This is a genomic window from Pseudomonas sp. E45-MNA-CIBAN-0222 (assembly GCF_040310405.1).
GTDB lineage: Bacteria > Pseudomonadota > Gammaproteobacteria > Pseudomonadales > Pseudomonadaceae > Stutzerimonas > Stutzerimonas stutzeri_AC.
The window spans coordinates 35,313-61,262 of record NZ_JBEOPU010000016.1 but is presented as its reverse complement, the minus strand read 5'-3'; the positions used below and the strand labels follow the sequence as shown (position 1 = coordinate 61,262).

At 65.2% G+C, this 25,950-nt stretch carries 25 protein-coding genes and 3 pseudogenes; 15 read left to right on the top strand and 13 right to left on the bottom strand.

All coding sequences use genetic code 11. The annotated features are described in order from the left end of the window. Positions 1 to 13: 13 nt before the first annotated feature. The 5 genes and pseudogenes from AAEZ08_RS20130 to AAEZ08_RS20110 all read right to left on the bottom strand — a co-directional run bounded on the left by AAEZ08_RS20130 (position 14) and on the right by AAEZ08_RS20110 (position 3,639). Entirely contained in the window at positions 14 to 430 is a 417-nt protein-coding gene (locus AAEZ08_RS20130; protein ID WP_003283873.1) for a VOC family protein, read from the bottom strand. A gap of 16 nt (positions 431 to 446) precedes the next feature. Next, a complete protein-coding gene (locus AAEZ08_RS20125; RefSeq protein ID WP_003283874.1) occupies positions 447 to 866 on the bottom strand; it encodes a YciI family protein in 420 nt (139 codons plus the stop codon). Between the two features lie 119 nt (positions 867 to 985). Next, positions 986 to 1,734, bottom strand: a pseudogene (locus tag AAEZ08_RS20120) (CPBP family intramembrane glutamic endopeptidase). 1 nt (position 1,735) lies between these two features. Then, a complete protein-coding gene (locus AAEZ08_RS20115) occupies positions 1,736 to 2,290 on the bottom strand; it encodes a COG3904 family protein (RefSeq protein WP_003283875.1) in 555 nt (184 codons plus the stop codon). Between the two features lie 98 nt (positions 2,291 to 2,388). Then, the gene (locus tag AAEZ08_RS20110) at positions 2,389 to 3,639 is read right to left on the bottom strand and encodes a M20/M25/M40 family metallo-hydrolase (RefSeq protein WP_500125011.1); all 1,251 of its coding nucleotides are present in this window, start codon (positions 3,637 to 3,639) and stop codon (positions 2,389 to 2,391) included. Positions 3,640 to 3,776: 137 nt separating this feature from the next. Between AAEZ08_RS20110 and AAEZ08_RS20105 the strand changes: the two genes are divergently transcribed. The 4 genes from AAEZ08_RS20105 (at position 3,777) to AAEZ08_RS20090 (ending at position 6,704) form a co-directional block, all read left to right on the top strand. Further along, on the top strand, positions 3,777 to 4,220 hold the full coding sequence (locus AAEZ08_RS20105; protein WP_500125010.1) for an HIT family protein: 444 nt from the start codon (positions 3,777 to 3,779) through the stop codon (positions 4,218 to 4,220). A 111-nt stretch (positions 4,221 to 4,331) separates the two neighbouring features. Beyond that, positions 4,332 to 5,309 carry an ABC transporter substrate-binding protein gene (locus AAEZ08_RS20100; RefSeq protein WP_500125017.1) on the top strand — a complete coding sequence of 326 codons (978 nt, stop codon included), beginning with the start codon at positions 4,332 to 4,334 and terminating at the stop codon, positions 5,307 to 5,309. Continuing rightward, entirely contained in the window at positions 5,306 to 6,067 is a 762-nt protein-coding gene (locus AAEZ08_RS20095; RefSeq protein WP_058064095.1) for an ABC transporter permease, read from the top strand. Before AAEZ08_RS20100 ends, AAEZ08_RS20095 begins: the two co-directional genes overlap by 4 nt. Next, the gene (locus tag AAEZ08_RS20090; RefSeq protein WP_500125009.1) at positions 6,060 to 6,704 is read left to right on the top strand and encodes an ABC transporter ATP-binding protein; all 645 of its coding nucleotides are present in this window, start codon (positions 6,060 to 6,062) and stop codon (positions 6,702 to 6,704) included. Before AAEZ08_RS20095 ends, AAEZ08_RS20090 begins: the two co-directional genes overlap by 8 nt. A gap of 7 nt (positions 6,705 to 6,711) precedes the next feature. Here the strand turns inward: AAEZ08_RS20090 and AAEZ08_RS20085 are convergent, their stop codons facing one another. Continuing rightward, the gene (locus AAEZ08_RS20085) at positions 6,712 to 7,977 is read right to left on the bottom strand and encodes a DUF445 domain-containing protein (RefSeq protein ID WP_500125008.1); all 1,266 of its coding nucleotides are present in this window, start codon (positions 7,975 to 7,977) and stop codon (positions 6,712 to 6,714) included. A 361-nt stretch (positions 7,978 to 8,338) separates the two neighbouring features. After that, positions 8,339 to 8,737 (bottom strand): hypothetical protein, encoded by a 399-nt coding sequence (locus AAEZ08_RS20080; RefSeq protein ID WP_003283883.1) that lies wholly within the window; start codon positions 8,735 to 8,737, stop codon positions 8,339 to 8,341. 235 nt (positions 8,738 to 8,972) lie between these two features. Between AAEZ08_RS20080 and AAEZ08_RS20075 the strand changes: the two genes are divergently transcribed. The 3 genes from AAEZ08_RS20075 (at position 8,973) to AAEZ08_RS20065 (ending at position 10,100) form a co-directional block, all read left to right on the top strand. Then, positions 8,973 to 9,161, top strand: coding sequence for a hypothetical protein (locus AAEZ08_RS20075; RefSeq protein ID WP_058064098.1), 189 nt, complete (start codon positions 8,973 to 8,975; stop codon positions 9,159 to 9,161). Positions 9,162 to 9,217: 56 nt separating this feature from the next. Next, a complete protein-coding gene (locus tag AAEZ08_RS20070) occupies positions 9,218 to 9,427 on the top strand; it encodes a hypothetical protein (protein WP_003283886.1) in 210 nt (69 codons plus the stop codon). A gap of 85 nt (positions 9,428 to 9,512) precedes the next feature. Continuing rightward, positions 9,513 to 10,100: a LysE family translocator gene (locus AAEZ08_RS20065; protein WP_003283887.1), complete on the top strand. Its 588-nt coding sequence runs from the start codon at positions 9,513 to 9,515 to the stop codon at positions 10,098 to 10,100. On the opposite strand, the gene AAEZ08_RS20060 is transcribed toward AAEZ08_RS20065, so the two are convergent. Further along, positions 10,086 to 10,937: an AraC family transcriptional regulator gene (locus tag AAEZ08_RS20060; protein ID WP_500125007.1), complete on the bottom strand. Its 852-nt coding sequence runs from the start codon at positions 10,935 to 10,937 to the stop codon at positions 10,086 to 10,088. The two genes, AAEZ08_RS20065 and AAEZ08_RS20060, sit on opposite strands and share 15 nt — an antisense overlap. 113 nt (positions 10,938 to 11,050) lie before the next feature. Here AAEZ08_RS20060 and AAEZ08_RS20055 point away from each other — a divergent pair, with 113 nt between their 5' ends. Continuing rightward, on the top strand, positions 11,051 to 11,476 hold the full coding sequence (locus AAEZ08_RS20055; protein ID WP_500125006.1) for a 3-isopropylmalate dehydratase: 426 nt from the start codon (positions 11,051 to 11,053) through the stop codon (positions 11,474 to 11,476). Between the two features lie 12 nt (positions 11,477 to 11,488). Here AAEZ08_RS20055 and AAEZ08_RS20050 read toward each other — a convergent pair whose 3' ends face one another. Continuing rightward, positions 11,489 to 11,839 carry a DUF6746 family protein gene (locus AAEZ08_RS20050; protein WP_500125005.1) on the bottom strand — a complete coding sequence of 117 codons (351 nt, stop codon included), beginning with the start codon at positions 11,837 to 11,839 and terminating at the stop codon, positions 11,489 to 11,491. A gap of 524 nt (positions 11,840 to 12,363) precedes the next feature. On the opposite strand from AAEZ08_RS20050, the pseudogene AAEZ08_RS20045 reads away from it, so the two are divergent. The 3 genes and pseudogenes from AAEZ08_RS20045 to AAEZ08_RS20035 all read left to right on the top strand — a co-directional run. Beyond that, positions 12,364 to 13,128 (top strand): annotated as a pseudogene (locus AAEZ08_RS20045) (MCP four helix bundle domain-containing protein); the annotation flags it as partial. A 30-nt stretch (positions 13,129 to 13,158) separates the two neighbouring features. Beyond that, positions 13,159 to 13,983 (top strand): annotated as a pseudogene (locus tag AAEZ08_RS20040) (methyl-accepting chemotaxis protein); the annotation flags it as partial. A 121-nt stretch (positions 13,984 to 14,104) separates the two neighbouring features. Then, positions 14,105 to 15,112, top strand: coding sequence for an alpha/beta fold hydrolase (locus AAEZ08_RS20035; RefSeq protein WP_500125004.1), 1,008 nt, complete (start codon positions 14,105 to 14,107; stop codon positions 15,110 to 15,112). Positions 15,113 to 15,255: 143 nt separating this feature from the next. On the opposite strand, the gene AAEZ08_RS20030 is transcribed toward AAEZ08_RS20035, so the two are convergent. Further along, entirely contained in the window at positions 15,256 to 16,188 is a 933-nt protein-coding gene (locus AAEZ08_RS20030) for an alpha/beta hydrolase (RefSeq protein WP_500125003.1), read from the bottom strand. Positions 16,189 to 16,319: 131 nt separating this feature from the next. Then, positions 16,320 to 17,546 carry an MFS transporter gene (locus AAEZ08_RS20025; protein WP_500125002.1) on the bottom strand — a complete coding sequence of 409 codons (1,227 nt, stop codon included), beginning with the start codon at positions 17,544 to 17,546 and terminating at the stop codon, positions 16,320 to 16,322. Positions 17,547 to 17,922: 376 nt separating this feature from the next. On the opposite strand from AAEZ08_RS20025, the gene AAEZ08_RS20020 reads away from it, so the two are divergent. Both AAEZ08_RS20020 and AAEZ08_RS20015 read left to right on the top strand, forming a co-directional pair. Further along, the gene (locus AAEZ08_RS20020) at positions 17,923 to 18,351 is read left to right on the top strand and encodes a hypothetical protein (protein WP_500125001.1); all 429 of its coding nucleotides are present in this window, start codon (positions 17,923 to 17,925) and stop codon (positions 18,349 to 18,351) included. Positions 18,352 to 18,433: 82 nt separating this feature from the next. Continuing rightward, entirely contained in the window at positions 18,434 to 19,924 is a 1,491-nt protein-coding gene (locus tag AAEZ08_RS20015; protein ID WP_500125016.1) for a methyl-accepting chemotaxis protein, read from the top strand. 46 nt (positions 19,925 to 19,970) lie between these two features. Here AAEZ08_RS20015 and AAEZ08_RS20010 read toward each other — a convergent pair whose 3' ends face one another. Beyond that, positions 19,971 to 21,845 carry an SLC13 family permease gene (locus AAEZ08_RS20010; RefSeq protein ID WP_500125000.1) on the bottom strand — a complete coding sequence of 625 codons (1,875 nt, stop codon included), beginning with the start codon at positions 21,843 to 21,845 and terminating at the stop codon, positions 19,971 to 19,973. 229 nt (positions 21,846 to 22,074) lie between these two features. Between AAEZ08_RS20010 and AAEZ08_RS20005 the strand changes: the two genes are divergently transcribed. Next, a complete protein-coding gene (locus AAEZ08_RS20005; RefSeq protein WP_500124999.1) occupies positions 22,075 to 23,031 on the top strand; it encodes an alpha/beta hydrolase family protein in 957 nt (318 codons plus the stop codon). Then, a complete protein-coding gene (locus AAEZ08_RS20000) occupies positions 23,028 to 23,504 on the top strand; it encodes a GreA/GreB family elongation factor (protein ID WP_500124998.1) in 477 nt (158 codons plus the stop codon). The genes AAEZ08_RS20005 and AAEZ08_RS20000 overlap by 4 nt, the downstream gene beginning before the upstream one ends. Before the next feature lie 498 nt (positions 23,505 to 24,002). Here the strand turns inward: AAEZ08_RS20000 and AAEZ08_RS19995 are convergent, their stop codons facing one another. Then, the gene (locus AAEZ08_RS19995) at positions 24,003 to 25,949 is read right to left on the bottom strand and encodes a DNA topoisomerase III (protein ID WP_500124997.1); all 1,947 of its coding nucleotides are present in this window, start codon (positions 25,947 to 25,949) and stop codon (positions 24,003 to 24,005) included. Between the last annotated feature and the right edge of the window lies 1 nt (position 25,950).

Sequence of the window (25,950 nt, the reverse complement as noted above, 5' to 3'; positions counted from 1 at the left end):
GATTGCGATCAGATTATTCGCAGTTAACCATCCACGACACGCCGAAGCGGTCGGTGAGCATGCCGAAACGCTCGGCCCAGAATGTCTTCTCCAGCGGCATGACCACCGTGCCGCCCTCGGCCAGTGCAGCGAAGAGCTTTTCGCTTTCGTCCACGCTGGTCGGGTGCAGAGAAACCGAACATCCCTTGATGCCTTCGTACGGCCCGCCGCCGCAGGTGTCGCCGGGCAAGGTGTCGGAGGCCATCAGCACGCCGTCACCCAGGTCGAGGCAGGCATGCATGATCCGCTCGCGGTACTCGGCGGGAAACTGCTCGGCATCCGGTGCCTGGGCAAATGTCATCATCTCCAGCGTGCCGCCCAGCACATCTTTGTAGAAGGTGAACGCCTCGCGGGTGGTGCCGTCGAGGGTGAGGTAGGTGGTGATCTTCATTGCTTGCTCCTTGCGGTCATTGATTGAGTTGTGCGCGCAGGCGGTCTTCCTGCTCGCGCAGTTCGGGGGTGAACTCGGCGCCGAAGTCTTCCGCTTCGAATATCTGGCGAATCTCGATTTCCGCATCGCCGATGGCCTGTTGCGGGCAGCGCTTGATCCAGTCGACGGCCTCCTGCAGCGACGCGGTCTGGAACAGCCAGTAGCCGGCGATCAGCTCGCGGGTTTCGGCGAACGGGCCATCGGTGACGCTGCACTGGCCGCCGCTGAAACGAACCCGTGCGCCCTTGTCGCTGGGGTGCAGGCCCTCGCCGCCGAGCAGTACGCCGGCATTGGCCAGTTCTTCGTTGTAGCGGCCCATCGCCGTGAGAACGTCCTCGCTGGGCATCTCGCCAGCTTCGGTTTGCGGGGTGGCCTTGATCATCACCATGAAACGCATCGGTGGACTCCTTCAGTGGAATGGAAAGAGCCTAGACGGGCATACGGCAATTTCCGCCGGCTCCGATCATTGGTCGAACGGGCGCGGAAGGAATCGACAGGTCTTTGAGAATTCTTTGCTCAGGGCAGTGGATAGGTCAGCAGAAGCAGATGCAGGCTGTTGACCGCACCGTGCAGAAACACCGCGACCCACAGGCGGTCACCGGAGTAATGGAAGGCCAGGCCGTAGCCCAGACCTGCCAGCGTGGCGAGCCCGGCGAAACCGAAGCCGGCCGGCAGGTGCGCGGCGCCGAACACGGCAGTCGCCAGGCCGATGCCGATGGCCGCACCGAAGCGGCGGACCAGCTCGCTCTGCAGCAGGCCGCGAAAAATCAGCTCTTCGGCCAGGCAGGTGATGCCCAGGTTGACCAGCAGCCAGGGCAGGAACAGCGCCGGCCATTTCGGTTGCCAGCCCAGCACGCCAGAGGCCAGTGCCAGCAGGGGGACGAGAATCAGGCAAGCACCTGACGCAAGCAGGGGAGTCTGATCGAGCGCCAATCCATTCGTGGCTGGCCCAGCCACCAGGCCAGCAGCAGTGCCGCGACCATCGCCTTGTCCGGGCTGATGCGCAGCTGCCAGGGCAATGCCCCGCCCAGATCCTGCGGTGCTCCGAGTGGCAGCGGGGTAAAGCCTGGCAGCAGGTGCGCGGCGAGTAGCAGGGCTCCGAGCAGCGCACCAAATAGCCACAGCGGGCGGGGCAAGCGGGGCTGAGCGATAAGCCAGCCAGCGAATAGCAGAACGGACAGCGCGCCCATCGGCTCGATCATGCCGAGGGCAAGGCCGAGCAGCAGCGTGATTGCGGGAATGCAGCAGTGCAGCGCGCGGCTCACGTTACTGCAGCCGGTAATGCGCGAGCTCCTTGGGCGTCAGTACGCGCATGCGCCTTGGCTCGATCAGCTGCATGTCGTCGGCCAACCGCGTATTCACGCCCATGTCCCGAAAATAAATGCGTGGTGTGCGGTGTGGTCGCTGGGCAATCGACAGCGCTGACTCTCCGCTGGCGATATGCGGCCGGTGCAGGCCAACATGGCCACGCACGGTGCGCTGTCGCCCCGCCGCCAGCAAATAGATGCAGCTGCCCTGGCAGACCGCAGCGGCAGGCACCAGGGCATCGAAACCGGTCTCGCGCAGCAGATAGCCCATGCGCATGGCTTCCGCGGCGCTACCACCAATGTTGTCGAGGATCAGCAGCTTGCGCGCATGTTTGCCAGGGTGAGCCGTGATGCCCTTGAGCAGTGCCTCGTAGTCACCCGGCGCGATCTGCTCGGTGACCCGGGCTACCAGCACCAGCCCCTGGTCTTCGTGCTCCAGCGGCAGCACTTCAACCTTGGCGTGAGCGGTGCAGGCGAACAGCGCCAGTGCGCAAAGGGTGACGAGGCGGTGCATTGGGCGGAAGGTCCTGTACTGAGAGGTGGCGAAGATACCCGCAGCGCCGGCTTTCGCCTACTGCGACCTTCGCCCCTCGCTCGGGCCTGGATAGCGTGTCAGCGTGCGGCGTCTTCGGCGGACAATGCGCGAATCATCGCCGTCGTCAGATACAGCCGCGGCGCGATGCTCGACAGCTCGATGTACTCGTCTTCCGAGTGCAGCCCGGCACCGACCACGCCCATGGTTTCCAGCACGGCCGGCTTGTCGCTGTCCGGCACGTAGGCGTAACCGGCATCTGTGCCGAAGCGCATGGCGATCGGCTCGATACGCTGGTCGATCTCGCCGTACAGACGCTGCGCGGTCTCGGCCAGGCGCTCCGATGCGGGATTCTTCGCCAGCGGTGGGCGGCCCTTGTCGACGCGCAGCTCGACGCGTGTATCGTCGATCAGCTTGTTCCCGATGATCTTCTGCGCATCGGCGAGCACGCGTTCGGTCTCGCTGATGTCGGAGTAGCGCATGTCCGCTTCGGCGGTCGCCTTGTTCGGGATGATGTTGCGCTTCTCACCGCCGGCGATCATGGTCCAGCTGACCGTGGTGCCCTTGTCCGGGTCGCCCAGTTCCTTGAGCTGCACCAGCTGGTGCGCCAGTTCCAGCACGGCGTTGCGACCGTCCTCCGGTGCGGAGCCGGCATGGGAGGATTTGCCCTTCACCTCCAGCATCACCGCATTGATGCCATTGGTGGCGGTGGTCACCGCATCGCTGTCCGGCGGCTCGTAGGAGAAGACGTAGTCATGCTTGCGGGCCAGCTCGGCGATGATCTTCTTCGAGCCGGCCGAGCCCATTTCCTCATCCGGGTTGAACAGCACCGTGATCGTGCCGTAGTCGTCGAACTGCTGCGCCTTGAGCAGCTCCAGCGCATGCAGAATCATCGCCACGCCACCCTTGGCATCGGCCACACCGGGGCCGTAGGCGCGCTGCTCGTCCATGCGAAACGGGCGCTCAGCGGCGGTGCCTTCGGCGAACACCGTGTCGTAATGCACCATCAGCAGGAAGTCCTTGCTGCCAGTGCCTTTTAGGGTGCCGACGATGTTGTCGCCGGCCGATGGCGTGGCCGGGCTGGTGCTGACCTGCGCCCCAAGCGCTTGCAAGCGTTCGATCAGCATTTTGCTGACCGTTGCCAGGCCCTCGGCCTGGCCGGTGCCGGTATCCACCGCCACCAGCTGTTTCACGGTTTCGATATAGGCGCTCTGTTCGGCCTTGGCCTGCTCAAGCAACTCGGCGGGTTTGATTTCGGCAGCGATGGCAGACAGTGAAGACAGGCAAAGCGCGACTGCAGCTGCAATCGGGGCGACGGCGCGTACGTGCATCGGAATAACCTCTGATCGCGGGGGTGATGAGCTTGAGAGCGCCGCCAAGCCCGCAACGTTCCGAAGCATCGCTGCACAGGTCGCAGCCGCGCAGAGAATGCTAATGTCTGTCTTTTCCACTTGCCGGAGAACTCCAGGTGTCCCTGACCACGCCCTATGACCCGCAGAACATCTTCGCCCAGATCATTCGCGGCGATGCGCCCTGCTACAAACTCTACGAGGATGACGACGTACTGGCCTTCCTCGATCTGTTCCCGCAGTCCTTCGGCCACACGCTGGTGATTCCCAAGCGCTCGGCGGCCTGCAACATCCTCGATGTGGATACCGACGCGCTGGCCAAGGTCATGGCCGTGGTGCAGAAGCTCACCCGCGTGATCGTCGACGAGCTGCAGCCGGATGGTGTGCAGGTCGCGCAGTTCAATGGTGCGCCGGCGGGGCAGACGGTGTTCCACATCCATGTGCATATCGTGCCGCGCTACTCGGGCGAGGGGCTTGGCATTCATGCCGCCGGCAAGGCTGATCCGGCCGAGCTGGAAGAGCTTCAGGCGCGCTTGCAGCAGCGTATCGCCGCGCAGGCCTGAGCCAGGCTGCGATGTCGTGGCGGGGTCAAGCCCGCTGCGACCATCGCAGCAACCAACAGGCACCAAAGTACAATTCGTGCCCGGCAGGGGGCTTCGTACCCTGCGGGCATGATGCTTTCATTGCCCTTCCTCACCCCGTTCATTCTGCGCACTCGCCGAGCGCTGCTGGCGTTTGTGCTGCTGCCCCTGTGGGTGCAGGCGCAGGAGCTGCCGGTGCTGACCCTCAGCGTGCTGCAGTTCGGCACGCCGCACTGGGAGCTCGAGCATCTCAAGCGCCGGGGACTGGACCGTGCCAACGGCTTCGAGCTGAAGGTGCGGCTGGTGGCCGATGTGCCGGCCTCGCGGCTGGCATTGACCAGCGGCAGTGTCGACGGCGCGGTGAGCGATCTGCTCTGGGCGCAGGCGCGTTACCAGGCCGGCACGGCCTATCGCTATGTACCCTTTTCCTCGCAGATCGGCGAAGTGCTGGTGCCGGAAGGCAGCGCCATCCGCACGCTGGCCGACCTGCGCGGCAAGCGCATCGGCGTCGCTGGCGGGCCGGACGGGCTGGGCTGGCAGTTGCTGCAGCATGCCGCGGCCCAGGCCGGTATCGATCTGGCCAAACAGGCGACTGTTCAGTACGCCGCACCGCCCCTGCTCAGCCAGGCGCTGCGCCGCGGTCAGGTCGATACGCTGCTGACCTTCTGGCATTTCTCCGCGCGCATGCGTGGCGAGGGTGGCGTGCAGGTGGCGTTCAGTCTCGATGATCTGCTCCGATCATTGGAGCTTGATCCCCACCTGCCGGTGCTCGGCTATCTGTTCCCCGAATCCTGGGCCGTCGAGCATGAGGCGCTGCTGCAGCGCTTCGCCACGGCGTTGGGCCAGACCAAGCACGAACTTGCCAGCGAGCCGGCGCACTGGCAGGCGCTGCGGCCGCTGATGCGTGCCGACGAGGATGGCGTGTTCGCCGCGCTGCGTGACAGTTTCCTCGCCGGCATCCCGCAGCCGCTGGATGAGCCGCGTATCGCCGACCTGCAGCGGCTGCTGGCCCTCACCGGCGCCGATCCGGCGAAACTGATGCCGGCCGCGTCGTTCCAGAGCACGCCATGAACGGCTCGCGCTGGGCCTGCTGGATCGCCCTGCCATGCGCGGTGGCACTCTGGACGCTGATTGCGCTGGTCGTGCAGACGCCGCTGCTGCCCACTCCGGCCGCCGTGTTCGACACCTTCTGGCAGGCCACGCAGAGCGGTGAGCTGCCCGAGCACCTGCTGGTTACCCTGCGCCGCGTGCTGTTTGCGTTCGTGCTGGCGATGGCGCTGGGCACGCTGCTTGGCGTATGGATGGGCCGCTCGCGGCTGGCCAATGCCGTGCTCGATCCGCTGCTGGTGCTGTTTCTCAACCTGCCGGCGCTGGTCACCATCATCCTGCTCTATGTCTGGTTCGGCCTGGTGGAAGCCGCGGCGGTGTTGGCGGTGGTGATCAACAAGGTGCCGAACGTGGCCGTCACCGTGCGCGAGGGCGCCCGCAGTATCGATCCCAAGCTGGAACAGATGGCCCTGGTCTACCGCTTCACCCGCTGGCAGCGGATCAGGCATGTCTGGCTGCCGCAGCTGTTTCCCTACCTGATGGCCGCCACCCGCGGCGGCCTGGCGCTGATCTGGAAGATCGTCCTGGTGGTCGAGCTGCTCGGGCGTTCGGATGGCATCGGCTTTCAGCTGCACATGGCCTTTCAGGTATTCGACGTGGCGAGCATCCTCGCCTACAGCCTGGCGTTCATCGCCGTGGTCCAGCTGATCGAGCTGGCGCTGTTGCAGCCGCTGGAGCGTCGCGCATCGTCCTGGCGCGAAGCGGGTGTGCGGCATGCTTGAGCTGCGCCTGGATGGCCGTCATCCCGTGCTGGGTGTGATCGATGCGCAGGTGCGCGAGGGCGACCGCATCTGCCTGCTCGGGCCGTCCGGTGCCGGCAAGACCACGCTGCTCAACGGCATCGCCGGGCTCGATCCGCAGCTGCGGCCGATGGTCGAGCAGCGCCCCGGCTTGCGCGTCGGCTATCTGTTTCAGGAGCATCGCCTGCTGCCCTGGCGCACGGTGCGACAGAACCTGGCGCTGGTCGGCGCGGACGCGGCGGATATCGAGCGGCTGCTGGCCGAGGTCGGGCTGAGTGGTGCGGCTGACAGCCTGCCGGATCAGCTCTCGCTGGGCATGGCGCGCAGGGCCGCACTGGCGCGCTGCCTGGCGATCGAGCCGGATCTGTTGCTACTCGACGAACCCTTCGCCTCGCTGGATGCCGAGCGCGCCGCCGAGCTGCGCGGCCTGATCGCCCGCCTGCTGGATCAGCACCCGGACATGGCGATGATCTGCGTGACCCACGATCCGCGCGATGCCGACGATCTGGCCAATCGCCTGTGGTACCTGAGCGGCGCCCCGGCGACATTGCGCAGCGATGAGCCGCCCGGCAGCGCCGTCAACCTCAGCCAACTGAGCGAGCGTCAGCGCAGCGCCTGAGCGGCTTTCAACCGGTCAGCAGCTGCGTCAGCGCATGCAGCGCCAGGCCGACCAGCCCGCCAACCAACGTGCCGTTGATGCGGATGTACTGCAGGTCCTTGCCGACGCTCTGTTCCAGCTGCTCGACCAGCTCGCGGCTTTCCCAGTTCTCCACGCGCTGGGCGATATAGGCGCCTATCTGCCCGCGATAGCGCTCCAGCAGGCTGGGCGCGGCGGCCAGCAGTTGCTCGTTGATCCAGTTGCGCATGGAATCGTCCGCCGCCAGGCCGTCACCGAGGCCGCGGCAGAGGCTGACGATGCGTCGGCCGATGCGTGAATCGTCGCTGGCCAGGTCGCTTTCCAGCCAGGCCGTGAGTTCCTGCCAGAGATTGTCGAAATAGGCGCTGGTGGCAGGGTGCTCGAGGAGTTGCGCGACGATGCGCTCGACCTCCAGGGCGTATTGCGGGTCCTGCTCCAGGCGCTCGATGTATTCACTGACGTGCTCGTCGAAGCGCTGGCGGATCAGGTGTTCGGGGTCGGCGGCGATCTCGGCGATCAGCGCGGACAGGCCGTCGACGAACTTGTTTGCCGACCAGCCGCTCACCGGCCGGCTCAGGCCGAGGTAGCGCAAGGTGCGGATTTCCCGGCTGATGGCATCGGCGACCAGCGCGCGGGTTTCTTTGTCCTGCATGATCGAATCGAGGCGGATCAGCAGCTCGTCGAGCATCGCCTGATGCCGGCCCTGGCTGGTCAGCACACGCAAAGCCTGGGCCAGCGGGGCGGAGAGGTCGAACTTGCGCAGCCGAGTGGTCACCTTGGCTTCGACGAAGGCACGCACGCGTTCGTCATGCAGCGCGGCGATGCCGAAATGTGCAACGCCGGTGAGCCGGCGGCCGACCGCTTCGGCGTTGCTCGGATGACGCAACCAGCCGGCCAGGCGCGAGGCGATGTCGAGTTCCTGCAGCTTGGCCAGCACCAGCGGCGTGGCGAGGAAATGCGTGGTGATGAAGCTGGACAGGTTCTGCCCGATGCGCGCCTTGCTGCGCGGGATGATCGCCGTGTGCGGGATCGGCAGGCCCAGCGGGTGGCGGAACAATGCGGTGACGGCGAACCAGTCGGCGATCGCGCCGATCATGGCGGCTTCGGCGAACGAGGCGACGTAGCCCCAGGCCGGGTGGCTGGCTTCGAAGCGTGTCGCGACGATGTAGAGCAGGGCGGCCAGTAGCAACAGAAGGCCGGCGACCAGCTTCATGCGCGAAACCGGTGACTGCCAGGCGCTGATCAAGGAGCGCATGCAGGTCCTCGTCGTTGATGGTGGGCGAATTGAGTGTCTACCGGGGTAGACAGCGAAGCAACGCCATGAGGTCAGCGTTTGTATAAAAAGCTGTAGGTCGGGGTGAAGTCCACCATGGGCGTTGCGGTGTTTTGGTTCACGCCCCTGTGGTGTCGCGGCGTTGTGGTGGGCTGAAGCCCACCCTACGGACCGAACGTAGATCGATGAGGGGCAAGCTCACAGGAGAGGCTTTTGCTCTGTAGGGTGGGCTTTAGCCCACCGACGGTGTTACGCCCCCGTGGCGGGCTGAAGCCCACCCTACGGGTTGCTCCGAAGCCGTAGGGTGGTTGTCGCGTTCTACATCCAGCGGGAGGTCACTGGATCAGACCTCGTCTTCTTCCTCGCGAATCAGCACGTACTCGCCTTCGGCATCGTTCAGGCAATCCCAGACGTAGAACATCGAGACTTTGCCCGGGCCTTCGGTCACGGCGGCGTAGTCGCCGGGTACGGCGGTGAAGTAGACGCCGGAATCGGGCGCAGCCTGACAGGCGATGCGGCCGGTGACGAAGGCTTCAGGCGAGGTGCCGTCGAAGTAGTCGTCACGGTCCGTGGCATCCCATTCGGCGGGCGGCTGGAAAGGCCCCGAAATGATGATGCGTGCGTCTCCAAGGTCCTGCTCTTCCGCTTCCTCGTCATATTCGTCGGGGCGGTACAGGGTGCATTCCAGGGCGTCCGGGTTTTCGAGAATGGCCGCGCGGGATTGTGGGGTAAGTGTCTGCATGGAATCTCCGACTGCGGTTGTGTGAGTGGGCAGTGTGGTGGAGCTGAACGGGCAGCGCAATCGGTTGGATGGTCGCGCTTGTTCCTGCGCAAGTGGGCGGGCCGTAGAAAGCCCATTTCGGCGGCTTCGAGTTGTAGCGACAACCTTCGGACCGCCGGCACGTCGCGCCACGAACGCGGCGCCGTTTGGCGCCTCCAATCGTTATCAGCCACACATCGCAATAGGCGAGGCAACCATGAAACCGGACGAGCAGCTAGCAGGCGATGAGCCTGATGTGACCATGACCGACGCGGGCGAGAAGGAGCCTGGTGAAGATCCGGACTTCGACGAAGATCCTTCGCGCCTTGACGATCCCGATGAGCCAGAAGTGCTGCCAGACGATCCGGACATCCAGGGCGACGACGGCTCCAGCCAGCCTGAATAGCTCCTTACCTATCTCAGTCCCGCTATTGGCGGGTTTTCCGAAGCAGAGGAATATCCATGAACATCTATCAGGTCAGGCCTACCGAAATGGGCTGGGAGCTGGAAGACCAGCAATCGCAGGAAACCGTGTTGCGTACCCTCACCAAGGACGAGATGTATAGCGCCCTGGACGCCTTCATGGAGGGCCGCACGGCATCGGTCGAAGTCATCGGGCGCGACGGTGAGCTGGAAGAAGAGCGGCCCTATCCAGGCAGCCATCACCTGTAGCGGACACAGGGTAATTTCCTTCAATAAGGTGGCGTTCTGAGCCAGTAGTCTGCTGCCCTTCTTCGGATTGGCAAGTAGAGCACTTATGGACCTTTATCTCTCCATGGCCGCGTTCGCCCTGGCGTCTTCGATCACGCCCGGGCCGGTCAATCTGGTGGCGTTGAACTGCGGCGCACGCTTTGGTTTTCGCGCCAGCGTCCGACACATTGCCGGCGCCACCATTGGTTTTACCTTGTTGTTATTGCTCATCGGCCTCGGCCTTTATGAGCTGCTGGAACGCGCGCCGATGCTGATGCGTGGCATCCAGTGGGGCGGTGTGGCTTTTCTGTTGTACATGGCCTGGCGCCTGGCGGCGGACGATGGCCGGCTAGAACCAACCGCGGCGCCCAGCGGCCCCTCGTTGTTCGATGGCGCGCTGATGCAATGGCTCAACCCCAAGGCATGGCTGGCGTCCGTGGCAGGCATGGGCCTGTTTGCCGCTAATGGTGATGTGCTGCGAGTCTGGCTGTTCGCCGGTCTGTATTTTCTGATCTGTTACGCGTCGATCGCGTGCTGGGCCGGCGCGGGCGCATTCCTCAGTCGGTTCCTGCAGCAGCCGTCGCGAGTGCGTTGGCTCAATCGCACGATGGCGGTCCTGCTGGCCGGCAGCGCCCTTTATCTAGTGGCCGGTTGAGCCCGAGCCGGTGCGATCGCGGTATTGCCCAGGCGTTGCTGCCAGCTGGCGTTTGAAGGTGCGCTGGAAGTGCGCTTGGTCTGCGAAGCCTGCGGCCAGCGCCACCTCCGCGAGGTCGTGACCTTGGCGAAGCCAATGCTGGCTGCGCTGGATACGACGATTGAGCAGATAGGCATGCGGCGTCATGCCGTAGTGCTGCTTGAAGGTACGGATCAGGTAGGAGGGCGACAGCCCGGCGGCCTCGCAAATGTCTTCCAGGCGCAGCGCGCGGGTGCAGTTTTCGGCAATGTAGTCTGCTGCGCGGCTCAGTTGCAGCAGCGGCTCGCCGCACGATTCCGGCGGTGCGGGCGCCAGCGTTTGCTGCAGCAAGGTGAAATACTCGATTGCGGCGCTCTGCTTGTGCAGGATGTCGGCCTGCGGATCGAGTAGCACGGCATATAGCCGAGTCAGCCCGTCGAACAGCGTCGGGTCGAGACTCTGGATCGGCGCATAGGGCACGAAGGTGCCGTCGACACTGGCGCCCAGTTCCAGCTGCAGCGACCCCAGCCAGCGCGCGTCGACATAGAACATGAGATAGGACCAGGCCTGGCCGTCGATGGGGTTGCAGGCATGAACCGTCTGCGGGTTGATGATCACCAGCGCGCCCTGGGCGACGCACTCCCGAGCGTCGCCGTTGAAATAGGTACTGGCGCCTGCGGTGATCGCGCCGACGGAGAAGGTTTCGTGGCAATGCGGTGCGTAGCAGACCTTGCGGCCATCGGCCACGGCGCGCGCCTCGAGAAAGGGCAGGGCGGCATCTCGCCAGAAGCGTGGCTGGCTGTCGTCCGGTTTATTCACGTGCTACCTGCCGTTGTCGATACGAAATTGAGCTCAGACTCTAGCAATCATTCCGTGCTCTGGCATGCTCGACGGCCACGGCAAGCCGTTTCGTCCTCAGCCAAGGAGCTCACATGCGCCTGACCCTCGTTTTTCCTGCACTACTGGCCCTGGCGGGCTGCTCTTCGTGGCAGCCCGGTGCCGAGGACGTCGTGCCGGTGCCGACCGACCGAGTGTTGGCCTATCAGCAGCCGCTGGAGAATGCCGGTGAGGTGGTGGTAACGCGGGATTACGGCATGCGCGGTGGTGGTTGCTATATCGCCGTGCTGATTGATCGCGAGCTGGCGGCGCGCATTCATGTCGGTGAGCGGGTGCGTTTTCAGGTCCCGGCCGGCGCGCGGATCGTCAGCATCGGCACCGACCCGCTGGATGACTCGCTGTGCGGCAAGCTCAGTCTGCGCCGCGAGAAGCTGACGCAGGTGCAAGCAGGGCAGACTCTGGAGTTTCGCGTGACCAGTGACAACCGTATCGGGTTCGATATTCTGCCGGTCGAACCCTGATCTACTGGGAAGCTACTTGATCACTGTCCGTGCGGTTTTCAGGTAGTCGGTGGCGTGGCTTTTGACCTCGTCGGCATCCTGCGCTTCCGAGGCGATATGGATCTCTTCCAGGGTGTCGGTCAGCCCGTCCATCTCCTCGTTTATCCGCTCCAGCGCCTCTTTCAGCGTATAGGTCAGCTCATGGATTTGCGCCATGTTCTGCGGAGTCAGACCTTGCGCCATGGTTTGTTCCAGCCGGGTGTTGTACTCGGAGAAGTTCTTCACCGCCTCTGCCAGGTTGCGTGATGGCTGGGCGTCGGCGAATGCATGGCTGGCGATGAGGCTGGACAACGCCAGAACGGTGGTCTGGATGAGCGATTTCACGACAGGTCCCCTGCTGCAATTTGTGGGGCGCGAAGGTATCACCTGCTCATCCGAGCGATGTGCAGCAGCTCACAGTCTGCGCTGCGCCATTAGTCGCATGTCCCGTCGCCAGAACAGCTGATTCTGGGGACTTCCAGGCAGCCGATCATCGTTGGCAAGTCACCGGGTGGACGCTCGGGTGATCGACGTCATCCAAAGCGGCACGCGGCCTGATCAGGTGCGCGGATGCTCCTCAAATCTGCTGCATCCGCTCTGGCACGCGCCTTGCCAGCGCAAGTGTTGCAGTCGCTTGGTTAAAGGCTGGGCCGGTACGGCCGATATCGGACTGCTTGCTAGCACAATGCCTTTATTCGGCGCGCAAGCCTTTGAGGATCAATAACAAGTACCTCGCCCATATCCGCATACGACGTCTTGCAACAGGACGCTGCCCGACAGTGCTCAGTGGCGCTGCTCGAACTATTCGAAAGTGATGCCTTACTTGCCAATTGCCGCCTTAAAGCCGGCACGCCATATGGAAAGAACGAATGATGCAGCAACTGACTATCCGCACCCGCCTGTTAATACTGGTCGGGACGATGCTTACCGCCTGCCTGGTCATCGGCCTGACCGGGCTGAACGCGCAGCAGCGCAGCGTCGCTGGCCTCAACACCGTGTACCTGGATCGCGTCGTGCCGCTGCGTGATCTCAAGCTGATCGCCGACCTGTATGCGGTGAAGATCGTAGATACCACGCACAAGACACGCAGCGGGATGCTCAGTTATGGACAGGCGCGTGACGAGGTGCGCAACGCCCGCGCCGAGATCAACCGTCTCTGGAGCGCTTACCTGAACACGCGTTTGATCGACGCCGAACGGCAGCTGGCGTCGCGCATCGAGATCCTGATGAAGGCTGCAGACGAGCCGTTCGACGCCCTCGAACGCACGTTGGACCGCCACAGCGAGAAGCGTCTGGCGGCGTTCGTCATCAATGACTTGTATCCCCTGGTAGATCCCATATCCGAGGGCTTCACCCAACTGATCGAACTGCAGCTGGGCGAGGCCAAGGCGGAGTACAACCAGGCGCTGGCGCTGTATGAGCGCAACCGGGTGCTGAATATCGGCTTGTTACTGGCGCTGCTGATCGGCGGCGGCTTGTTCGCCATGGTGTTGCTGCGCAGCATCAGCCGGCCGCTGGAGGAGTTGAAGCAGGCCGCTGCATCGGTGGCCGCCGGCGATCTGAGCCGCACCATCGAGTGTCGCGGCAAGGACGAGATCACCGAGGTGCAACAGTCGATCCGGCAGATGCAGCAAACCCTGCGCGATACGCTGCAGGATATCCAGGGCTCCGCGACCCAGCTGGCTTCGGCTGCCGAGGAGCTGCACGCGGTCACCCAGCACACCGCCCAGGGCATCCATCAGCAGAACGAGGAAGTGCAGATGGCCGCCACCGCGGTCACCGAGATGTCTGCCGCGGTGGACGAAGTGGCCGGCAATGCCAATCGCACCTCCGATGCCTCGCGCGATGCCGAGACGGTCGCCGACGACGGACGCCGCCAGGTGACCGCCACACGGCAGACTATCGACCAGTTGAGCGACAAGCTGCAGCAGACCGCGGCCACCGTGACCCATCTGGCCGAAGAAGCGGCGAGCATCGGGCAGGTGGTGGATGTGATTCGCGCGATCGCCGATCAGACCAATCTGCTCGCGCTCAACGCCGCCATCGAGGCCGCTCGGGCCGGTGAGGCCGGACGTGGATTCGCGGTGGTCGCCGACGAGGTGCGCAACCTCGCACAGCGCACGCAGAGCTCGACCCAGGAAATCGAACGCATGATCGGCGCGATCCAGAGCGCGACCGAGCAGTCGGTGCGCGACATGCAGCAGAGCAGCGAATTCGCTGCGCGCAGCCAGACCATGGCCGGCGAAGCGGATCAGGCACTGGGGCTGATCGCCGAGCGCGTCGGGCAGATCAACGAGATGAATCTGGTGATCGCCAGCGCCGCCGAGGAACAGGCCCAGGTCGCGCGGGAGGTGGATCGCAACCTGGTGGCCATCCGCGACATCTCCGAGCAGAGCGCCACCGGTGCGCAGCAGACCTCGGTGGCCAGCGACGAGCTGGCGCGCCTGGCAACGCAGCTCAATCAGTTGGTCGGGCGCTTCCGCCTGTAAGCGACGCGAGGTGGCTGGTGCGGTCGGGACATGCATTGTCGCAATCCGGCCGCGAACCTGGCTGCACGAATGCATTCCTATGTACGGAGTTTCCCGATCCGTACTGAAACAGGAGTCGCGCGTGAAAACAGCCGTGTCCGCCCTGGCGCTTGCCGCCGGTCTAACCCTGAGCCTGCCACTGCTGGCCGAAAGCCGAACCACCTACGGCCCGCAGCTGGAAGGCTTCAGCTATCCGCGCCCGCTCAAGCACTACCGTTTCGAATCCCAGGGCAAGGCGCTGGAAATGGCCTTCATGGACGTCGAGCCGCAGGGCAAGGCGAACGGCCGCACGGCGCTGCTGCTGCATGGCAAGAACTTCTGCGGGGCGACTTGGGAGCGCACCATCGAGGTGCTCAGCAAGGCTGGTTACCGGGTCATCGCACCCGATCAGGTCGGTTTCTGCAGCTCGAGCAAGCCTGAGGGCTACCAGTTCAGCTTCGCCCAGCTGGCGCACAACACCCAGGCGCTGCTGGAGCAGGAGAACATCGAGCAGGTCACGGTGATCGGCCATTCCATGGGCGGCATGCTGGCCGCGCGACTGGTGCTGAACTACCCGCAGCGGGTCGAGCAGCTGGTGCTGGTGAACCCCATTGGTCTGGAGGACTGGCAGGCCGAGGGCGTGCCCTACGCCTCGATCGATCAGCTCTACCAGTCGGAACTGAAGACCGATTTCGACAGCATCAAGGCCTACCAGCAGAAGTTCTACTACAACGGCAACTGGAAGCCGGAGTACGACCGCTGGGTGGAAATGCTCGCCGGAATGTACGCCGGAGATGGCAAGGAGCAGGTTGCCTGGAACCAGGCGCAGACCTCGGAGATGGTTTTCACCCAGCCGGTGATCCATGAGTTTTCACGGATCAAAACGCCGACACTGCTGCTGATCGGCGGGCTGGATCGCACCGCACCGGGCGCCAACCGTGCGCCGCAGGATGTCGCCAAGCGCCTGGGCAACTATCCCGAGCTGGGCCGACAGGCGGCGGCGATGATTCCCGATGCCAAGCTGGTGGCCTTCCCCGATCTGGGGCACTCGCCCCAGGTCGAGGCGCCGGAAGAGTTCCACCGTGCGTTGCTCGACGGGCTGCAGCGCTAAGCGGGATCACCGGCGCTGCCGGGCGACTCACCTCAGTTACGTAGGGTGGGATTTAGTACACCGGAAATCCCGCGGTGCATCGGCTGGTGGGCTGAATGCCACCCTACCGCGAGGTCCGCGCGAGTCGCAGGACGGCCCCAAGCCTAACCGCGCCGGGAGACTTCGATAGACGGCTGCGTGCCGGATTCCAGCAGTGCCTGCAACGCACGGCCATAGGCACCGAGCGCCACGCGCAGGCTGTTGTTGTGGGTGGCGCCCTCGACCATCAGCATTTGCTTGGGCTGGCGCGCGGCCTCATACAGCTGCTCGCTGAAGCGCGGCGGCACATAGCGGTCATCGGTGCCGTGCACCACCAGCAGTGGCATGCCGATCTGGTCGATTTTCTCCAGCGAATCGAATTTCTGCGACAGCAGCCAACGTACCGGCAACGTGGTGTCGGACACGGCCGTCGCCACGTCGGCCAACGAGGTGAAGGTCGACTCGATGATCAGCGCGCGCGCCTCGGCGGGTGTCTCGTCGCGTTCGGCCTGTTGCCCGAGCTCCGCTGCCAGGTCGACCGCCACCGCGCCGCCCAGGGAGTGCCCGTAGATGAAGCGCTTGCTGGCGTCCGGCTGCAGTGCCTTCAGGCGCTCCCAGCCAATACGCGCATCGGCATACACGCTGCGTTCCGACGGCAAATCGCCAAGGCTCTGGCCAAAGCCGCGATAGTCGATGGCCAGTACCGAAAAGCCCAGGGCGCGCAGCTGCTCCAGGCGGAACAGATGGCCGGTGAGGTTCCAGCGCACGCCGTGCAGGTAGAGCAAGGCGGGCGCATCGGCATCGGCATCGGCGGCCGGCCACCACCAGGCATGGATGTTTTGTTCGTCGCCGAATGCCGAATCGGTTAGCTGCAACTCTTCGATGCCGCGCGGCAGGCCGCTGAACCACGACGCGGTGCCCGGTTCGATACGGAACACCAGCTCGCGCTCTTTCTGTTCGAGCACCGAACAGCCCACCGGAAGACCGACGGCGAACAGGGTAATCAGCAGCAGGCAGAGCCGCCGGGCTTTGCTGCGAAACAGGAAGAAGCGCTGCAATGTCAGGGTCTCGAAATCAGGGGCTATGCATAGGACCCGCTTGCCGAATGATCTGCAAGGCGGCTCCGTGCCTCACTGATTACTGCATGTTGCGCGCCATGGTGGCGGCCATCGGACCGCCGGTGTCGGACTCACGAGCAGCAGGCCGCTGGGTTGGCCTCGGCTTCCCGCACTGCACGCTCGATTTTCCAGGCCCAGGCGAACACCAGCAGGCCGCCGACGGCGGTAGCGGCACCGATATAGCCGGTGGACGTCCAGCCAAAACCGGCGGTGATCGCCAGGCCGCCCAGCCAGGGCCCAAGCGCATTGGCGACGTTGAACGCGGCGTGGTTGGAGGCGGCTGCAAGGGTCTGGGCATCCGCGGCGACGTCCATCAGATGGGTCTGCAGAGCGGGCGAAAGCGAGACCATGGTGCCCACCGCGAACACCGCCGGAAAGATCGTCCACACCGAGTGCGCGGCCAGCGGGAATACCAGCAGCACCAGCGCGCTCCACAGCAGGAGCCAGGCGACCGCCTTGAAGCGCAGCTTGTCGAACAGCCAGCCGCCGACCAGGTTGCCGACGATGCCGCCAAGGCCGAAGGCGGCGAGGGCGAACGGAATCCAGCCGGCACTGACGCCAGTGACTTCCAGTAGCGTGGGTGCCATGTAGCTGAACACACAAAACATCCCGGCGAAGCCAATGGAGCTGATCGCCAGCGCCAGCCAGACCTGCGGCCGGTTGAACGCGCGGATTTCGTGCAGCGGGCTATTGCGCGGCTCGTCGCGGTTCAGCGGCAGGAACAGCGCCACCAGCAAGACCGTTAGCAGGGCGATGGCGCCAACCAGGGCAAAGGCATAGCGCCAGCTCAGCCATTGCCCGAGCCAGGTGGCCAGCGGATTGCCGATCAGGATCGCCACGGTCAGGCCCATCAGCACTCGGGCCACGGCTTGGGCGCGCTTGTCCGGCGGTACCATGGAGGCGGCCACCAGCATTGCCACGCCGAAATACGCGCCGTGAGGCAGGCCGGTGATGAAGCGGAAGATCATCAGCGTCGAGTAGTCCGGCGCCAGGGCGCTGGCGAAATTGCCCAGGGCGAAGAAACCCATCAGCAAGAGCAGCAGGTGTCGTCGGAACAGCCGTGAGCCGAGGATCGCCAGCAAGGGTGCGCCCACCACCACGCCCAGTGCGTAGGTGCTGATCACGTTGCCGACCTGGGGTTCGCTGATGCCCAGCCCTTCGGCGACGTTAGGCATCAGCCCCATGATGGCGAACTCGCCGGTGCCGATGGCGAAACCGCCCATGGCCAGCGCCAGTTCGATCAGCAGTACGGCACGGGCGGACAGGGGCGGAGTCACTGCGGTGGCTGGCGCCGTCATGGTTACCTCGTTGCGTCGAAAAGGGGCGGCATTATTCACGCCTGCGGGCGCAGGTAAAGCCCTACCGCCGAAGAAGGAGATGCACTGGGTGTTTGGGAGTGCTTCAGCCCGCGGGAGTTCGCCCGTCCCGAACGGAAATTCACGGCGCCTGCCGCAGCCAAAAGGCCCATCCGGATGGATGGTCGACTGGCGCCGTTTTCCTGGCTCCCGTTTTTGATCGTGGTCACGGTGACCGCTCGGTCGGCTCCGTATTTTGCGCGGCAACTTCCGCGCGTTCGGTTGCCACTCTCAGCCTGGCTTTAGCCAGGCGCCGCGTCCGGAGTGCCACGACGTCGAACGGCGCCGTGGAGTGCCAGGTCACGTCAGGACATGTCCCATGAAATTGCTGTTTTCCCCCGCCGAACTGTTGATGAACCGGCTCAGCTATCCGATCAAGTTCGGTGTGCTGGGGCTGCTGGTCTTCCTTGCCTTCGCCAGCCTGATGCTGACCCTCGCCGGCCAGCTCAACCGCACCATCGAGCGAGCGGAGAGCGAGCTGGTCGCCACAGCGCTGGCGCGCACCTTGTCGAGCCTGATTGAGCTGACCCAGAAGCATCGCGGCGTGTCCGCCATGCTGCTCGGCGGCAACACGGACATGGCGGATCGGCGCTCCGCCCTGCAAACCCGTGTCGATACCGCCCTGGTGGAGCCGAGGACAAGCACGGCTCGCGCGAGTGGCAGGCGATCGGTCGAGACTGGGATGGCATCAAGCGGGCCGTGCAGAGCTGGTCCCAGCCGCAAAGCTATGACGCGCACACCGCGCTGATCGCCCAACTACTGGACTTCCAGACCCAGTGGCGGACGCCTACGGCCTGACCTTCGATCCCGAGCAGCAGACCTATTACCTGATGACCACCGCGGTTAGCCGCATGCCGTTTCTGATCGAGCGGATGGGCCGCCTGCGCGGTAGTGCGTCGGCGATACTGGCCAGGGGCGAGATGAGCGAGCCGCAACGCACTGCGCTGATTGTGCTGACCGAGCAAATCAAGTCGGCGACCCAGGACATGGAGCGCAGTATCGACAAGGTGGTTGCCGAGCGGCCGGAACTCCAGCCGCCGTTGAGCCGCGCCGTCGCCACCATGCGCGAACGTGGCCAGGTGATCGATGCGGTGGTGCAGGACATGGTGCGTGCTGACTTCAGCAGCACCTCGTCAGCGCAGTTCTTCGACATGACCACCGAGGCGATCAGCATCGGCTATGCGCAGATGCGCGACGTGCTGCTGCCAGGCCTGGACGGCCTGCTCGAACAGCGTATCGAGGACGCCCGACAGGTGTTGCTCGGCAACCTGACCGTGCTGCTGGTGGTGCTGGCGGTGATCGGCTATCTCTCGGTGGGTGCCTATCTGTCGGTGATGGCCAGCATCCGCAGCCTGCGCGTCGGCAGCGAGCGGCTCGCCGCTGGCGATCTGACAACCCATATTGATCTGGCTGCGCGCGACGAGCTGCGCTTCGTCGCCGGCAGCTTCAACGACATGGCCGACGCCATGCGCGGGCTTATCGGCAGCATCAAGAACAACTCCGACCATGTCGCCGACTCGGCGCGCAGCCTGGTCACTGCCTCGGGGCAGATTCATGTGGCCTCGCAGTGCCAGAGTGATGCGGCCTCGAGCATGGCGGCAGCAGTAGAGCAGATGACCGTGGGCATCGAGAGCATCGCGCGCAACGCCGGTGAAGCCGATGCTCTGGCCCATCGCTCCGGCGAACTGTCGCGCCAGGGTGGCGAGATCGTGGCCGCGGTGGTCGAGGAGATCAGCCAGATCGCCGTCTCGGTGAGCGATTCGGCGCGCACGGTGGCCGAACTGGGCGAGCGCTCCGGACAGATATCCGCGATCGTCGGGGTGATCGGCGACATCGCCGCGCAGACCAACCTGCTGGCGCTGAATGCGGCAATCGAAGCGGCGCGGGCGGGCGATCAGGGGCGTGGTTTTGCGGTGGTGGCCGACGAGGTGCGCAAGCTGGCGGAACGCACGGCCAACTCCACCAAGGAGATCGCGCAGATGGTTTCAGCCATCCAGCAGGGTACCGAGGGTGCAGTGCAGGGGATGGAGCTGGGGGTGGCGAAAGTCAATGACGGTGTAGCGCGTGCTCAGCGCGCCGGCGAAGCCATGGGCGGCATCCGCGAGGCGGCCAATCAGGTGTTGTCGACGGTCGCGGAGATTTCCAATGCCCTGCGCGAGCAGAGCGCGGCATCGGCGGAAATCGCGCAGCAGGTGTCAACCATCGCGCGCATGGCCGAGGAAAACGGCGAAGCGGTGGGCACCAACCACCATACTGCCAGCCGACTCAGCGACCTGGCCGGCACCCTGCTGGACAACGTCAGCCGCTTCAAGGCGAGTTGAGTATCCGTTCGGAGGACGGCGCCACTTGGCGCCGTCAGTTGGCCAGTCACAACGGCCAGATCCAAAGGATCGCCGGCACCGCACAGAGCACTACCAGAATCGACAGCGGTAAGCCCAGTCGCCAGTAGTCGCCGAAGCGATAGCCGCCCGGTGCCATCACCAGAGTGTTGGACTGATGGCCGATAGGCGTGAGGAAGGCACAGGAGGCGCCGATCGCAACGGCCATCAGGAACGGATCGACCGACACGTCCATTCCCCGCGCCAGGCTGATCGCGACGGGCGCGGCCAGCACCGCGGCGGCGGCGTTGTTCACTACGTTGGAAATCAGCATCACTGCAACCATCAGTAGCGCCAATGTCGCAGCGGGTGGCAATGACTGGCCCAGTTCCAGCAGCGCTTCGGCAATCAGCTGCGAGCCCCCCGTGGTTTCCAACGCCTGGCCCACCGGCAGCATGGCGGCCACCAGGACGATTACCGGCATGTCGATGCTCTCGTAGATGCGCCCCATGGGAATCAGCCCGACCAGGATCATTACCAGCGCGCCGGTGACCAGCGCAGTAGCGGCAGGTACAAGGCCGAAGGCGATGGTCGCCAGGGTGATGGCGAAGATGGCGCTGGCCAGCAGCACGTTGCGCGGTGTGGTGATGCTTAGCCCACGGGACGCCAGCGGCAGGCAGCCCAGGCTGTTGAGACTCGATTGCAGGGCATTCTCACGGGCCTGCAGCAGCAGGATGTCGCCGGATGCGAAACGAATGTTCCCGAGGCGCTGGCGCAGGCGCTGACCCTGGCGTGCGACAGCCAGCACGTTGACGCCATGGCGCTCGCGCAAATCGAGGCCGGTGGCGGTAGTGCCCACCAGCATGGAGCCAGGGGAGACAATGGCCTCGGCCAGGGTCAGTTCGCCATGTCGGCTCTTGTGAGATTTGTCGGGTTTTTCGGTTTTCTCATCTTGTTCGGCGCTCTCATCCCTAACCGCTTGTTCTGCGGCCTGCTGCTCGTCGCGTGCCTTGGCTTCCTGTTCTTCGACATTGGCCGCGAGTTCGACGCCGGTGACGTCGAGCAGGGCCTTGAGGCTGTCCGAATCCGCCTCCACCAGCAGGATGTCGTCCTCGCGCAGCACCTCGTAGGTCGATGGCATGCGCTGGCGCTCGTCGCCGCGGACCAGGGCGATCACCTGCACGTCGGCTTCCTCCTTCACCGCACCGATCAGCGCGTGCAGCGTGCGCCCGGCATACTTGCAACCCTCCGGCACGCGCACTTCGGTGAGGTAGGCGCTGATCTCGAAGAGGTCGCCGTTGCCTTCCTGTTCCTGGCGCCGCGGCACCAGCCGCCAGCCGAGCAGGGCAATGAACAGCACGCCGGCGACCGTCACCGCGGCGCCCACCGGCAGGAAGGCGAACATGCCGAAGGGCGACTCGCCGGCCTCGGCGCGGTAGCCGGCAATGATCAGGTTGGGCGGGGTGCCGATCAGCGTCAGGGTGCCGCCGAGCAGCGAACCGAACGCCAATGGCATCAGCAGATACGACGGTGAGCGCCCGCTCTGGCGTGACATCCAGATCGCCACCGGCATGAACAGCGCCAGCGCGCCGACGTTGTTCATGAAGCCCGAGCTGAGCGCGACGATCCCGGTCAGCGCGGCGACCTGTGCCCATGGCCGATCGCCGACCTGCATCAGCCGCCGCGCCACGCTGTCCACCACGCCTGCATTGAGCAGGCCGCGGCTGAGCACCAATACCGCGGCCACCGAAATCACCGCCGGATGGCCGATACCGGCGAACACCTCGTCCGCCGGCACCACGCCGGTCAGTGCGCAGGCGAGCAGCGCACCCAGTGCGACCAGGTCGTAGCGCCAGCGATTCCAGACGAACAGCACCAGCGTTGCCGCCAGTACGCCAAAGACGATCAGCTGTTCGCCGGTCATGTACTTTTCTCCGAGCCGCCAGGAACCCGCAGCGCGTCGGCGCTGTAGTTCGGGGCGGTAATGCCAGTGGAAACCACGATGAGGTATTGCGCTGCAGGCCACCTGCCTGCAGGGGTAATGCGGCTGCCATAAACAGACTGCAGCTGCTGCGCAAAGGTGCCAGCAGGTTATGGCAAAAATGTGCGCTGCGGGGCAAGGTGGCGGCACAACAATTTGAAAGGTCCTTGCCATGCCCGAGTCCGTTGTCCTGAGTTGCCGAGATGGTTATGCGCTGTCTGCGCAGCTGTGGAACCCGCAAGGTCCGGCGCGCGGCGCGGTCATCATCAGCTGCGCCACCGGCGTGCTGTCGCGCTATTACGCGCGCTATGCGAGCTTTCTCAACGAGCACGGGTTCACTGCACTGACCTACGACTTTCGCGGCATCGGCGGCTCGCGACCGCAGCGCCTGCGCGACATGCGGATGCGCTGGCGCGACTGGGGCGAGTACGACTTCGACGCCGCGGTGCGCTATATGCGTGAGCGTGATCCGCACGGGCTGCTGGTGGCCGTGGGGCACAGCGCCGGCGGCTTCATGCCGGGCTTCGCCGAGGCCGCCGGCGAGGTGGATCGATATCTGAACGTCGCCGGGCAGTACGCCTACTGGCGCGACTACGCCGCTGATCAGCGCCTGCGCATGTACGCCAAGTGGCACCTGTTCATGCCCGCGGTGACCCGCCTGGTTGGCTATTTTCCCGGTCGCCGCCTTGGCTGGCTGGAAGATCTGCCGGCCGGCGTCGCGCTGGAGTGGTCCCGGCGCGGCGCGCGTCTGGAAGACAGCTATCCGCCTGATGAGCACGAACTGCTGTTCAGCCGCTTTGCCGCCGTCCGTGCGCCGATCCTTGCGGTCAGTACCAGTGACGACGAGTTCGCCACGCCGGCCGCCATGCGCCGCGGGCTCGGCTACTTTCGCAACAGTCCGCGGCAGCTGGTGCAGCTCAATCCCCGCGCGATGGGCTTCGAGCGCATCGGCCATTTCGGCCTGTTCCACGACCGGCACCGCAACGGCTTCTGGCGCGAGTCGCTGGAATGGATCGCCGAGGGCCGCAATCCCTGGCTGGCCGACGAGGTTATCGAGCCCGGCGTGGGGCCGGAGAGTGACGGCGCCATTCCCTTCGGCACGCCGTCGGGCTATAAGCCTCGCCCATGAACAAGAGCGCCCTTCAGCAGCAGATCATCGCCACCCTCGAAGCCGACCGCGAGGTCGCCAAGTCCGTGCTGGCCGCGACCCACGAGGCCGCCACCCATGCCGAGAGCAAAGCCGAGAACAAGTACGACACCCGCGGCCTGGAAGCCGCCTACCTGGCTGACGGCCAGCAGAGGCGCCTGTACGAGATCGAGACGGCGCTTGCTGCTTACCGCAAGCTGGAGCCGAGTATTTGTCCGGCCGGTAACGTGCGGGTCGGAGCGCTGCTATGTCTGGAGCATGACGGCCATGAACGCTGGTTTTTCCTTGGCCCCGATGCGGCGGGACTGAAGTTGCAGCACGAGGGGCGGGAAATCCTGGTGATCTCGCCTCGCTCACCGCTGGGGCAGGGCCTGCTCGGTCGTGAGGTGGGAGATGAGGTAGGCATTCGGGTAAACGCCCTGCCGCAGGTGTACACAGTGCTGGACGTGCAATAACGGACCTGCCACTGGCCGGTGCGAGTCGCTGATGCTTCCGTGGGAGGCCCGCCCTCAGGGCGAAGCTTTTGATCTTCGGGCAATGCGGTGCCTGTATTCGCCGCGGGGGCGCGCCTCCCGCAGGGCCGGTGCGGGCGCTTGGCTTTTGTGGGAGGCCCGCCCTCGGTGCGAAGCTTTTGATCTTCGGACAATGCGGTAGCTGTATTCGCCGCGGGGGCGCGCCTCCCACTGGGTCGGTGCGGGCGCTTGGCTTACGTGGAAGGCCCGCCCCCGGGGCGAAGCTTTTGATCTTTGGGCAGGCGCGGTGGCTCTATTCGCCGCGGGGCGCGCCTCCCACAGGGTCGGTGCGGGCGCTTGGCTTTTGTGGGAGGCCCGCCCTCGGGGCGAAGCTTTTGATCTTTGGGTTGGTGCGGTGGCTGTATTCGCCGCGGGGCGCGCCTCCCACTAGGGCAGTGCGGTCGCTGGTGCTTTTGTAGGAGGCCCGCCCGGTCCATCCCATCAATCCGCCGCACGTGCTTTTCTCGTGCGTGGGCCGCCCATCTTGCGCGCCGCGCCGCTGCGTTTCTTCTTCCACGGTTTCCCCCCTCGGCCAGAAGCAACCGGCGGGCCGCTGATGGTCATGCGCAGCCCGGCGCAGCGTTCGACCAGCTTGCTCATCCATGCCGACTGTTTGGCGACGAATTCTTCCAGCGGCATCTCGCCGCTCTGCACCATGTCCAGCGCCTGCTCCCAGATCGCCGTAGTCCCGGGATCGGCGATCGGCCGCGGCACGGCGTCGATCAGGCTGAACGCCGCCGGCGTCGCCGCCAGCGCCTTGCCCTGGCGAACCAGATAGCCGCGGTCGAGCAGGCCCTGGATGATGCCGGCGCGGGTCGCCTCGGTGCCGATGCCGGTGGTGTCCTTGAGTTTCTGCTTCAGCCGCGGATCGTCCACCAGCTTGGCGACGTTCTTCATCGCCTTGATCAGGTCGCCTTCAGTGAAGGGTTTCGGCGGCTGGGTCTGCTGGTCCTTGAGCATGACTTCGCCGACGGCATAGTCATGGCCCTGCTGCAGCGCCGGCAGGCATTGCGGCGCGGCTGCTTCGCGATTGCCCCGTGCCGGCGCCAGCGCCTCGGGCATGGCGCGTTTCCAGCCCGGTTCGACGACACGCTTGCCCACCGCGCGCAGCGCCTGGCCGGCGCAGTCGAAGTCGGCCTGGGTGCGGTCGTATTCGTGGTTGGGCAGGAACTGCGCCAGGTAGCGCGCGCGGATCAACTCATACACCGCGCGCGGGCGCCCGGCCAGGCGTTCCAGACCACGCGCCGCGGCGGTGGGGATGATGCCGTGGTGGGCGCCGACCTTGGCGTCGTTCCAGGCCCGCGAGCGGCGCGACAGGTCCAGATGCGGCTGCAGCGCCGCGAGCGTCGGGTCGGCTTGAGTCAGCGCCGCGACGATGGCCCGCGCTTCGCCGTGCTGGCTCAGCGGCAGGTAGCCGCAATCGCTGCGCGGATAGGTGATCAGCTTGTGGGTTTCGTACAGCGCCTGGGCGATGTCGAGGGTTTCCTGGGCACCGAGGCCGAGCTTCTTCGAGCAGACTTCCTGCAGCGTGCCGAGATCGAACGGCAAGGGTGCCGCCTCGCGCTGACGTTCGGTCTTGAGCTTCACCAGGCGAGCGCAGGCGGCGTTGCGCATGGCGTCCGCCGCCTGCTGCGCACGAGCCTGATCGAGGCAACGGCCCTGGTCATCGCAATGCTCGTCCGGCGCCTGCCACTGCGCAATGAAGGCGACCCCATCGGCCAGCAGCTGCACGTCGATGGCCCAGAACGGCACGGGGATGAAGTCGGCGATGCTGCGGTCGCGGTCCACCACCAGACGCAGCGTCGGCGTCTGCACGCGACCCACCGGCAGCACACCCTGATAGCCGGACTGCCGGCCGAGCAGGGTGAACAGCCGGCTCATGTTCATGCCGATCAGCCAGTCGGCACGCGAGCGGCCAAGGGCGGCGTGATAGAGATTGAAGGTCTCGGTGCCGGGCTTGAGCGCGGCCAGCGCCTTGCGAATCGAGGCATCGTCCAGCGCCGACAGCCATAGCCGGCGGATCGGTCCGCGATAGCGGCAGTGCTCGACCAGCTCGCGGGCGATCATCTCGCCTTCGCGGTCGGCGTCGGTGGCGATCACCAGTTCGCTGCATTCGCCGAACAGGCGCTTGACCGCCTTGAACTGGCTGGCGGTCTTCGGCTTGACCCGCATCTTCCAGCGTTCCGGCACGATCGGCAGGTCGGCCAGCACCCAGCGCTTGTAGCGCGGGTCGTAGGCGTCCGGCGGGGCGGTTTCCAGGAGATGGCCGATGCACCAGGTCACCGTCACCCCCGCGCCCTGCAGGCAACCGTCGCCACGCCGGTTGGCGCCGAGCACCTTGGCGATGTCGCGGGCCTGGGAAGGTTTTTCGCAGAGATAAAGTTGCATG